Origin of the sequence: Vibrio sp. R-1 (assembly GCF_035615595.1) — a bacterium.
GTDB lineage: Bacteria > Pseudomonadota > Gammaproteobacteria > Enterobacterales > Vibrionaceae > Vibrio > Vibrio cholerae.
On the sequence record NZ_WPDC01000097.1, the window covers coordinates 1 to 11438 of the forward strand.

10 protein-coding genes are annotated in these 11438 nt (G+C 48.7%); 5 read left to right on the plus strand and 5 right to left on the minus strand.

Annotated features, from left to right (window positions below; all coding sequences use genetic code 11):
* The first annotated feature begins 246 nt into the window (after positions 1-246).
* Complete coding sequence (locus tag GOU96_RS15210; protein WP_042989957.1) at positions 247-1365, plus strand: GGDEF domain-containing protein; 1119 nt, start codon at positions 247-249, stop codon at positions 1363-1365.
* Here the strand turns inward: GOU96_RS15210 and GOU96_RS15215 are convergent.
* Positions 1362-1847: a GNAT family N-acetyltransferase gene (locus tag GOU96_RS15215; RefSeq protein WP_001261947.1), complete on the minus strand. Its 486-nt coding sequence runs from the start codon at positions 1845-1847 to the stop codon at positions 1362-1364. The genes GOU96_RS15210 and GOU96_RS15215 overlap by 4 nt on opposite strands.
* A gap of 290 nt (positions 1848-2137) precedes the next feature.
* Between GOU96_RS15215 and pheS the strand changes: the two genes are divergently transcribed.
* The 3 genes from pheS to ihfA all read left to right on the plus strand — a co-directional run bounded on the left by pheS (position 2138) and on the right by ihfA (position 6270).
* Positions 2138-3121 carry a phenylalanine--tRNA ligase subunit alpha gene (gene pheS, locus GOU96_RS15220; RefSeq protein WP_001164217.1) on the plus strand — a complete coding sequence of 328 codons (984 nt, stop codon included), beginning with the start codon at positions 2138-2140 and terminating at the stop codon, positions 3119-3121.
* Positions 3122-3147: 26 nt separating this feature from the next.
* Positions 3148-5535: a phenylalanine--tRNA ligase subunit beta gene (pheT, locus tag GOU96_RS15225; protein ID WP_033930880.1), complete on the plus strand. Its 2388-nt coding sequence runs from the start codon at positions 3148-3150 to the stop codon at positions 5533-5535.
* A 438-nt stretch (positions 5536-5973) separates the two neighbouring features.
* The gene (gene ihfA, locus GOU96_RS15230) at positions 5974-6270 is read left to right on the plus strand and encodes an integration host factor subunit alpha (RefSeq protein ID WP_001229260.1); all 297 of its coding nucleotides are present in this window, start codon (positions 5974-5976) and stop codon (positions 6268-6270) included.
* Between the two features lie 128 nt (positions 6271-6398).
* Here the strand turns inward: ihfA and relV are convergent, their stop codons facing one another.
* On the minus strand, positions 6399-7178 hold the full coding sequence (relV, locus tag GOU96_RS15235) for a (p)ppGpp synthetase RelV (RefSeq protein WP_267783041.1): 780 nt from the start codon (positions 7176-7178) through the stop codon (positions 6399-6401).
* A gap of 468 nt (positions 7179-7646) precedes the next feature.
* Here relV and GOU96_RS15240 point away from each other — a divergent pair, with 468 nt between their 5' ends.
* Positions 7647-8303 (plus strand): thiopurine S-methyltransferase, encoded by a 657-nt coding sequence (locus tag GOU96_RS15240; RefSeq protein WP_001205535.1) that lies wholly within the window; start codon positions 7647-7649, stop codon positions 8301-8303.
* A 92-nt stretch (positions 8304-8395) separates the two neighbouring features.
* On the opposite strand, the gene purT is transcribed toward GOU96_RS15240, so the two are convergent.
* The 3 genes from purT to cdd all read right to left on the minus strand — a co-directional run.
* Positions 8396-9571, minus strand: coding sequence for a phosphoribosylglycinamide formyltransferase 2 (gene purT / locus GOU96_RS15245; RefSeq protein ID WP_267783038.1), 1176 nt, complete (start codon positions 9569-9571; stop codon positions 8396-8398).
* A 153-nt stretch (positions 9572-9724) separates the two neighbouring features.
* Positions 9725-10600 carry an AEC family transporter gene (locus GOU96_RS15250; RefSeq protein ID WP_000462871.1) on the minus strand — a complete coding sequence of 292 codons (876 nt, stop codon included), beginning with the start codon at positions 10598-10600 and terminating at the stop codon, positions 9725-9727.
* A 158-nt stretch (positions 10601-10758) separates the two neighbouring features.
* The coding region (gene cdd, locus GOU96_RS15255; protein ID WP_324701997.1) for a cytidine deaminase at positions 10759-11438 on the minus strand (680 nt) is incomplete at its 5' end.

The window sequence follows — 11438 nt, forward strand, 5'->3', positions numbered from 1 at the left end:
AATCAGAAAGCCCGCTCATTGAGCGGGCTTTTGCTTTCTTGATGCTTTTTCTATTCTGGTACTTTTGCACTATTTCAACATGCTGCGCTGTGATATTTCTCGTTGATTTATTTAGCACTTGCTAACGTTTTCCAGTTTTTATGATTAAGGTCACGTCGAGTGACTCGCTTCTCGTTACAATTGCCCTAATTTTACTATGGACTATTCTTGAGTTAGCAGTACAGGATAAAGAGTTGAGCGCCGAGCATGCAATCATTCAAATGGGATCAATACTTCGAAACAGGATTAGGTGAAGTTGATGAGCAACATCAATCTCTTGTCAATTTAATCAATCGATACAGTGAGTTATTGTCTGAAAATCATGTTTCTCTTCAAGAGATCCGCACTGCACTTTTTGAACTTTCCCGTTATGCCGAATATCACTTTAAAGAAGAAGAACAACTCATGCGTGAGGTCGGCATTTCAGCACTTCATCTTGAAGAGCACATTCAGGTTCATCGCACGTTTATGTCTGAAGTGTTTAGCATGCAAGCTTTCATCCATGATGTGGATGACCGCTCGGCCGTTCAGTTATTGGAGTTTTTGATCCATTGGTTGGCGTACCACATCTTAGGTATCGATCAGAATATGGCGCGACAAGTGATTGCGATTCGCTCAGGCATGAGTGCCGAAGAGGCCTACGCTAAAGAGGAGCGAGAGAAAAATGCCGCGACGGAGCCATTACTCAATGCCCTTAATGCGTTATTTGATCAAGTCTCTGAACGTAATCGAGAACTCGTCAAACTCAATCAATCACTGGAAGAAAAAGTGATTGAGCGCACTCAGCAGCTTTACCAAGTCAATCGTCAGCTCGAAGCGCTATCCATGACCGACAGTTTGACGGGCTTACCAAACCGCCGTAAAGCCATGCGTCAGATGGTGTTGCATTGGAATCTTGCGCAAGACAACCAGCAGCCTTTCGTGTGTGTCATGATCGATATCGATGGGTTTAAAGCGGTTAATGATCATCACGGGCATGATGTAGGCGACAAAGTGTTAACCACGATAGCGAACATGCTAAGAGATCACTTTCGTAGTGATGATCTGGTATGTCGCTTAGGTGGCGACGAGTTTCTGGTGATCTGTCCTGAAACCGACACTGCTGGTGGTGTCTATATTGCAGAGCAGGTTTGCCGTGCGATTCAACAGCAGGTGATCTCGCTTGAAAACAATATTCGTTGGCAAGGCAGTGTCAGTATGGGGGTTGCCGCGTTTGCCTCAAACATGAAAGATCACCATGAGCTGCTGCGCGCGGCGGATCAAGCGGTTTACCTTGCCAAAAACAGCGGAAAAAATCGTGTTTGCGCTTTTGGTGCGCCGAGCTAGTTGAGTGATTTCAGCATCCACACGTCGCAGCCATTATGCTCTGTCCCCGCCATGGGCTGCGTTAAGTGCTCAAAACCAAGCTGTTGGTAGAGCTTGATCGCTTGGGTCATGCTAGAAAGGGTATCTAAATAACATTTGGCATAGCCTTGTTGTTTCGCAAAATTCAAACAATGTTCGCTGAGCGCTCGGCCTACGCCATGGCCGCGGCTTGTAGGGAGCAGAAACAACTTCTTCAGCTCACACAGATCCGTATGGCCAGCAAAAGGTGCAATGCCACCACCGCCGACTACCTTCCCCTCCAATAACGCAACAAAATACGCGCTACGGTCTTGCTCTCGATAGTACTGGCTCATAGCAAGCACTTCGGCATCCGATGGGCCAAACCCTTCACCAATCGCGCCAAATTCAGCGCCGACGCTTTGAATAATTTGGCAAATCTCAGCGTCAAACTCAGGTCGAATCGGTACGATTTCTACTCTCATTGCTAGTCCTTTTCTGGATGAAAAATGCGGTGATGTGGGTTTTTTAGCATGTCGCCGTGTACTTCTAATTAGTGGGTATTGATGTAAGACTTTTCAAGTGCATGAATAATGCACCAATAATGCATACAGGATGGATTTCAATTTGGCTTTAATCCTGGCTTTCGGTACTATATACAGCTATTTGAAAACCCCAAGAATCCCTTACGGTAACACTATTGGCGGTCTTGCGACTCCCAAAGAAACCTACTCGGGCTCCTAAAGGAAACTGCTGATTAGCAGACGAGGAAACGATGCAACATCTACAAGAGATTATTGCTAATGCGACCGCAGCGATTAACGCTGCAGAGTCGCTCGTCGCACTGGATGAAGTGCGTGTTCAGTATCTGGGCAAAAAAGGCGAACTGACGGTTCAACTGCAAAGCCTAGGTAAACTACCGCCGGAAGAGCGCCGTACTGCTGGCCAAGAAATTAACGTTGCGAAAGAAGCGGTGCAAAAAGCGCTGGCTGAGCGTAAAGATGCGCTGCAAAGCGCAGAGCTGGAAGCCAAATTAGCGGCTGAAACCATCGATGTGACACTGCCGGGGCGCCGTATCGAAAATGGTGGTTTGCACCCAGTGACTCGTACTATCGAACGTATTGAAAGCTTCTTTGGTGAGCTTGGCTTTACTGTAGAGTCTGGCCCTGAAATCGAAGATGATTTCCATAACTTCGATGCTCTGAACATTGCCGCGGATCACCCAGCGCGTACTGATCACGATACTTTCTTCTTCAATCCGAAGTTGATGTTGCGTACTCACACCTCTGGCGTGCAAATCCGTACTCTGGAAGAGCGTCAGCCGCCACTGCGTTTCATCGCGCCGGGCCGTGTTTACCGTAACGACTACGACCAAACGCATACCCCAATGTTCCACCAAGTGGAAGGTATGTTGGTTGATGAAAACGTTAACTTCGCACAGCTGAAAGGCATCCTGCATGACTTCTTGTGTAACTTCTTTGAAGAAGATTTGGAAGTGCGTTTCCGTCCGTCTTACTTCCCGTTCACTGAGCCTTCAGCGGAAGTGGATGTCAAAGGCAAAAACGGCAAATGGCTAGAAGTGCTAGGCTGCGGCATGGTGCACCCAAATGTACTGCGCAGCGTAGGCATCGACCCTGAGAAATACTCAGGCTTCGCGTTTGGTATGGGCGTTGAGCGTTTAACCATGCTCCGCTATGGCGTGAATGACCTGCGTGCATTCTTCGAAAACGATCTGCGTTTCCTAAAACAGTTCAAATAATTCAGGGTTCCCAAGAGGTATATACAATGAAATTCAGCGAATCATGGCTTCGTGAGTGGGTTAACCCGGCAATCACCACTGACGAATTAACTCACCAAATTACAATGGCGGGTCTGGAAGTGGACGACGTACTGGCTGTGGCTGGTGTGTTCGACGGCGTAAAAGTGGGTCACGTGGTTGAGTGTGCTCAACATCCGGATGCTGACAAACTGCGCGTCACCAAAGTCGATGTAGGCGAAGAAGAGCTTCTGGACATCGTGTGTGGTGCAGCCAACTGTCGTCAAGGTCTGAAAGTTGCAGTGGCAACCGTAGGCGCGACGCTTCCAGGCGATTTCAAAATTAAGAAAGCCAAACTGCGTGGCCAACCGTCACACGGCATGCTGTGTTCTTTCTCAGAGCTGGGTATCGATGTTGAATCGAACGGCATCATGGAACTGGCTGAAAACGCACCGATTGGTATGGATTTTCGCGATTTTCTGTCACTGAACGATGTGACTATCGATGTGGATTTGACGTCTAACCGCGCGGACTGTTTCAGCATCCGTGGTTTAGCTCGTGAAGTGGGCGTATTGAATCGTGCGGACGTGACTGCGCCTGCGGTGAATGCGATTGCTGCGACCATTAATGATACGATTGCAATTGACGTGAAAGCGCCAGCGGCGTGTCCACGTTACCTTGGTCGTATCGTGAAGAACGTGAACGTTCAAGCGCAAACGCCACTCTGGATGCAAGAAAAACTGCGTCGTTGCGGTATCCGCTCTATCGATCCGGTGGTTGATATCACTAACTTCGTGATGCTGGAGCAAGGCCAACCAATGCACGCGTTTGATCTGGCGAAGATTGAAGGTGGAATCGTCGTTCGTCTGGCAGAGCAAGATGAAAAACTGACTCTGCTTGATGGCTCAGAAGCCAAATTGAACGCAGATACGCTAGTGATTGCTGACCAACAAAAAGCGCTGGCGATTGCTGGTGTATTCGGTGGCGAGCATTCTGGCGTCAGCACTGACACCAAAGATGTATTACTTGAGTGTGCCTTCTTCGCACCAGACCACATTCGTGGTCGTGCACGTAGCTACGGCCTACACACCGATTCTTCAATGCGTTTTGAACGTGGTGTGGATTATGCTTTGCAACACGCCGCGATGGAGCGTGCAACGCAACTGCTGGTTGAGATCTGTGGTGGTGACGTTGCGCCAGTGGTAGCTGCAGAATCTGCGGCCGATTTACCCAAACCAAACCAAGTTGCGCTGCGTCGTAGCAAGCTCGACAAACTGCTGGGTCATGCGATTCCGGATGCGGACGTCGTTGAGATTCTAGAGCGTCTAGGTATGCAGGTCGAAACCACCGCAGAAGGCTGGCAAGCGACTGCACCAACATGGCGTTTTGATATTGCTATCGAGCAAGATCTGGTGGAAGAAGTTGGCCGTATCTATGGTTACAACAACATTCCTAACCAAGCGCCAGTGGCCGCGTTGAACATGAACCTGCACAACGAAGCGAAATTACCGCTGAAGCGTGTACGCGACCTGCTGGTTGACCGTGGTTACCAAGAGGCGATCACCTACAGCTTCGTTGAGCCTGAGCAACAGAAACTGGTTGTACCGGGTGTTGATGCGCTGATCCTGCCAAACCCAATTTCTGCTGAAATGTCAGCGATGCGTTTGAGCCTGATCCAAGGTCTGCTGAACACTGTGGTTCACAACCAAAAACGTCAGCAACCTCGTGTTCGTCTGTTTGAATACGGTTTGCGCTTCATTCCTGATGCGGCGGCAGAAAACGGTATGCGCCAAGAGCCAATGTTGGCGGGTGTGATTTCTGGCGCTCGTGGTGAAGAGCACTGGAATATGGAAACCGCGACGGTTGATTTCTTCGATATGAAGGGTGATCTGGAAGCGGTTCTTGAATTGACCGCGAAAGGCAAAGCTTACAGCTTCGCCGCGACTAAGCACCCAGCACTGCATCCAGGTCAAGCTGCAGCGATTATGGTGGATGGCAAAGCGATCGGTGTGATTGGTACGGTTCACCCAGAACTTGAGCGTAAGTTTGGCCTCAATGGCCGCACTATTGTGTTTGAGATCGAGTGGAATGCGATCAACACCCGCGTGATCCCAGAAGCTGCAGCGATTTCTAAGTTCCCAGCCAACCGTCGTGATATCGCGTTGGTGGTCGATGGCAACATCGCTTCTGGCGACATCGTTGAAGCTTGCCGTGTGGCGGGTGGTGAGCTACTGAAAGACGCAAAACTGTTTGACGTTTATGTCGGTAAAGGCGTGGAAGAAGGCAAGAAGAGCTTGGCGATTGCGCTGACGTTGCAATCGGTTGAACGCACACTTGAAGAAGCGGATATCGCAGCAGCGGTAGAGGCGATTGTGCAAGCCGTATCTGCCCAATTCGGCGCGGCTCTGCGCGACTAAGCTTAGGTCTATCTTCGCTTTAAATCAGATGAAAACAGGCTCTTCGGAGCCTGTTTTTTTATCGTGATAATCTGGAACTGAGCCAACAACTCTCTGATTTTTAGATGAAACTAAGAAAAAATTTTTGGCGTATCGAAAAAAATTATCTACGCTAAATAGTGATGAGGGTCTGAAAATCATTTTAGTGACAATGATGTAAATAACTAAAAACTCAGATTTTTTTCCTCTTGTCATCCAAGAGAGAATCAGTGATTTTTTGAAAGAGATGTAAATCGTAACGTTTTGAATCGCTTACTGAGTAATAAAAAAGTTGGCGAAAATCAGAAGGTTGGCATACACTTTCACTGTTCGGCAGTTAGGTTATTGATTGGCCGAATAAAAATTGCTTTGGCGCTGCCAACCAGCAGCAAGGTTTAACTTAGCTTTGAGGGAAGTTTTATGGCGCTCACAAAGGCCGAATTGGCTGAAGCCCTGTTCGAACAGCTCGGCATGAGCAAGCGGGATGCCAAGGATACGGTTGAGGTGTTTTTTGAAGAAATTCGTAAAGCACTCGAAAGTGGCGAACAGGTAAAACTCTCCGGTTTTGGTAATTTTGACCTACGAGATAAAAATGAACGTCCGGGTCGAAACCCTAAAACCGGTGAAGATATTCCTATTACCGCTCGACGTGTCGTAACGTTCCGCCCAGGGCAAAAATTGAAAGCCCGTGTCGAGAACATCAAAGTCGAAAAATAAGACCGAGCAATAGACCACGCCGATGAGCGTGGTCTTTTTGCTTTATCCCCATTTCAATAAAAAACGCAACCGAGTTGTCTAGGCTGCGTGTTTTATTTGTGCTGTCCGAAGCGGCTTGGGTCGGGTATTTATGCCGCTTGAATGTGCGTTGTGATGTAAGGCTGCCACGCTTGTTGATAGAGATCGCGTGAGGCTGAGCGCATCTTGGCAATTTGCGCATTTTCCCATTCGGTTAACTCACGTTGCTCTTGGCGCGCGGTGCGCTCAATGGTTTGCATTTGCTCGTACAGCTCATGCTCTGCACCACTTTTTACTTGCGCAATTGCCGCTAAATGCAACTGAACCTCAGCAATAATCCCAGTTTTAGGTAACTGAACTAAAACGTTGAGATCGCGATAACCAGATTCCGCCGGATTCTTGAAGCGGTTTTTCACTTTCACCACCGTCGCTTCTCGACTTAATGCCTCATAAGCGGTGACGAGACTCGCCACATCATTCGCCACTATGGTGGCTCGGGCTAAATCGGTAATACGCTCGGCCTGACCATCTAACTCTAACTCAACCTTTTCTAAAGCACGCTGACGAGATTTTGTGCCAGCAAAGTAGGCTTGAGTATGGGTCAAGAGTGCGGTGCTTTTGCACAGAGTTTCTAGCTCGATTTGGGCTTGATGCGCTTTGCTGTAAAGCACATCAAAATCTTGATAAGGCTGGGCAATAAGGTGATTTTGGTTAGCGATACCGTACAAACCACTTAAGCTATGACGAAACAGCTTAGAGCTGACTTCGTTTTGTTGTGACTCTTCGCGGTTATCTTCCGTTGAATTGGTGGTTAATGGCACAGCCGCCATGGCAGGAGCACGGCTCAGCAGCAATAACATTAAGGCTGTGGTACGTAGCAATAGACTCATTCACTCTCCTTAGCTTGCGCTGTTCAGTCAAAAAGTAGACCTAGAAGGCGTTTTCTGACAGTGCAATCAAAGTGGGTTTAGTGTTCCTTTCTGCTCACTATGATCAATTGGGCCTTGTTGTTCCTTTTCCAATTCAATCTGGATTTTCAGTTGTAAGAATTTGTTATCCATCACATATCTTCTTCCTATTTGAAGCTGCAAGGGCGATGTTCGCGCACACCAATCACATAGTCTGTCTGTGTTTATTGGAATTCACTCATCTGCGCCTATCTGCCATTTCAGGTTCTGCAACTTCAAATCGTTTGGAAAGAACATAGGCATCCATTCAGACTTCGAGTTTTCGATGGAGTTCCAAAGCCTTAGGTAAAGAAATGTAACCGTCGAACAGATGGGGAGGGACAAATTCGTGCTACCGCGGGAGCAGAAGATCCGCTACTCTTGGCGGCAGCAAATGAAAAGGAGTAGAAGATGCGAGATCCTGAGTTCTGGCATAACAAATGGGCGGCGAACCAGATTGGTTTTCACCTTGAAGACGTGAACCCGCTATTGATCCGCTTTTGGTCTGACCTTGCCCCTAAACGCAGTGAAAAAGTGCTCGTCCCTTTGTGTGGTAAGAGTGAAGATCTGATTTGGCTGGCAAATCAGCATGACAGTGTTCAAGGGGTTGAACTGAGTCAAATCGCGGTACGTTCTTTCTTTGCCGAGCATTTCTATACCCCGACAGTGACCCGACTCAATGCGCAACATGAGCTGTATCAGTTTGATGAGCTTACGCTTTTTACCGGAGATTTCTTCACAGCTCCTGTTGAATCGGTGGACTTAGTTTATGATCGTGCAGCGCTAGTGGCATTGCCGGAAGAGATGCGCGCAGAGTACGCGCAGCGCGTGTTGCAACTGCTTAAACCGGGTGGGCGCATTTTGCTGGTCAGTATGGATTATGTGCAAACTGAGTTGTCAGGGCCGCCATTTTCGGTTCCTGAAGCGGAAATTCGAACCTTGTTTATGGGGTGTGAGGTGCGCAGAGTTTACCAAGATACGAGCATAGATCCGCATCTGAATAAGCGCACACAAGCGGGCTTAAGCCGCTTTGCCGAAGAAGTTTGGGTGATTGAGAAAAGCGAGTGACTCTGACTCTTTGAACGCCACTAAGTAGAAATGAAAAAAGCGCGCTGAATGAGCGCGCTTTCTGATAGTGCTGATAAAGATAAAGAGCTGAATTAGTAATGAATCTTCACTGCCTTCGCACACTCAATCGCACGATCAGTGGCTTCTTGCGTCGTTTTTCCTCGGCTCAGGGCAACACCTAAGCGACGACGACCCGCGATATCTGGCTTGCCAAATAAACGTACTTGGGTGTGAGGAATGCTTAGGGCGTCATCAAGCGCACTGAACTGGATATTCTGTGATTGGCCTTGGCCGAGGAGCGCCGCAGAAGCTGATGGGCCATATTGCACGATTTGACCAATCGGTAGACCAGTAAACGCGCGCACATGCAAAGCGAATTCAGAGAGCTCTTGAGAAATGAGCGTCACCATTCCGGTATCGTGTGGGCGAGGGGAAGCCTCGTTGAAGATGACCTTGTCACCTTTCACAAATAGTTCAACTCCAAACAAGCCATAACCACCAAGCGCGTTAACCACCTGTTCTGCCACATATTCAGCCGCTTTGATGGCATTTTCTGACATCACTTGCGGTTGCCATGACTCGCGGTAATCGCCATCTTCTTGGCGATGGCCAATTGGAGCGCAGAAATGGACGCCATCCACAGCGCGTACGGTCAGCAGGGTGATTTCGTAATCAAAATCCACGAAGCCTTCCACAATCACTCGGCCAGCGCCACTGCGTCCACCTTGTTGTGCGTATTGCCAAGCCGCTTCGATCTGCTCTGGTGTGCGAATAACACTTTGGCCTTTGCCCGATGAACTCATGACAGGCTTACAGACACAAGGTAAACCGATGGTTTCTACTGCCGCGGCAAAGCTCTCATAGCTGTCTGCGAATTGATACGCGGAAGTGGGCAGCCCTAACTCTTCAGCGGCTAAACGGCGAATGCCTTCACGGTTCATGGTGAGGCGAGTTGCATTGGCGGTAGGCACAACGTTTAAGCCTTGCGCTTCTAACTCCACTAACTTGCTGGTAGCAATCGCTTCAATTTCTGGAACCACGAAATGTGGCTTTTCTAAATCAATCACTTGTTGTAGTGCATCGGCATCGAGCATATCAAACACGTGGCTGCGATGGGCGACCTGCATGGCAGGCGCATCGGCGTAACGATCACAGGCGATGACTTCGAGGCCAAGGCGCTGACACTCAATCGCGACTTCCTTACCAAGTTCACCAGAGCCAAGCAAAAGTACTCGCGTTGCGTTATCCCGAGTCGCTGTCCCAAACATAGACAATCCTTATAGTCATTCAGTCAACATTAGCAAAAAACAGCGGCCATGATACTGGAACAAAGCACAAAAGAAAACGTTTGCTTCCCGCTGTAGCCAGTCAGATTACCCCGTATTCTGGTCAAGTTTATGACAGTTTTATGGAGAACAGGATCAGAGTGAAAGAGCGATAAACAGCAATATGGGCAGGCTTAATAAGCTGAAGAAATTACCAAACAACACCATAGCCGCAACCTGAGTAGGCTCGATGTGATAACGCTCGGCGAACAGATAATTCATCACTGCGGGTGGCAACATGGTAAACAGCACCATCATTTGCAGTTGTAAGGGAGGCAGTGGAATGAAAAAGTAAATCACCGCAAACGCGCAGGCTCCGGTGAGCAGAGATTGTGCCGTTGAAACAAGGCCAACTTTGAGTCCGGCTAAGCGCAGGTTGATCATTTGTGAGCCGAGCGAAAGCAGCATCACAGGAACGGCAGCTTGTCCCAGTAAAGCGGTGGCGTTGTACAAGGGGGACCAGATAGAGACTCCGCTTAGATTGAGCAGTAAAGCCAGTGAGGATGCTAAAAAGACCGGAGCGCTGAGCACGGTTTTCAATACGCTACCTTTGCTCAGCATGGCCACCCCTAAGCTAATGTGCAGACACATAGAAACCACAAACAGCAACACGGCAGAGGGGAGCGCGGTTTCGCCAAACGCATAAGTAAACAGGGGGATCGCTAAATTACCGCTGTTGCGAAACATGTGCAGTGGAGCCCATGTTTTAAATGACCAGCGACCCAAACGACATATCAGGAGCATTAAAATACCGGGCAGCAATACCGCGACAAGAGCGGCAAGCAACAGAGGTGTTTGCTGCGTATCCAGTGGCATGTTGACCAGTGAAGAAAACACCAACGCAGGCACAAAGGCCTCCATATTGATGCGATTGATCGGGCGAAAATCGGGTTTGAGCCAGAGACCAATCAAATAGCCAATCAAGACTAAGCTCATCACAGGAAAGAGAATGGCAATGATTTGTTCAAACATAGCTTGCGAGAGATACGTGTAAAAAGCGCAAGTTATCAGGCTTTATTCAGAACGTCATGGTAGGTGATGGAAAAGTGTGCGCGCGACATCTTTAGTAAGAGGTGGACTAAGAGAGCTAGTAGCAAAAAGTGAAGAGGCCAATGGCCTCTTCACTCGGTTTACAGTGAGAGATAAGAAAGTGGGATATCGGGATTGATCACTTCCAGCGTTGCTTGAGTATCGGCAAGATGGCTGATTTTGCCGGTTGCACTCTCTACTAGCGCGGCGGCTTCAATATCCTTGAATGATTCACCCATCATCATCGCTTGTGCTAAGGCAACTTGTAGCGGTGGCAAACTTGGGTTAAACGCAGCATTTTCAGCATACGCGCCAAGGTAAATCGCGCCACTGCGCATTTTCAGTGCCACACCACTGAAGTTTTGGGTATAAGGCGAGTGGCTGATGTTCATCGCGCGCAGGGCTTGCTGGATCAGCTCTTCATCATCGTCACTGGTTTTACCATGATTGACTGGGCTCATCAGGCCAGAATCAATGCCGAGATCGGCAGGGCCAAACGACTCAGGGAGGTACTCTTGCAAAGTTTTGGCAGCACGCTTGGGCAGTTGAATTTTCAGCGAAGACGCGGTGGTCAGTTCATTCATAAACTGGCGGCAATGGCCGCAAGGGCTAAAGTTGATGGTGATGTCTGCCACCCCTTTTTCCCCTTTCATCCACGCATGGCTAATGGCGCACTGCTCAGCATGTACGGTTTGCCCAAGCTGCGCACCAGTAAATTCCATATTGGCGCCAAGATAGAGGCGGCCGGAGATGCCACGTACAATCGCACCAACATAAAATT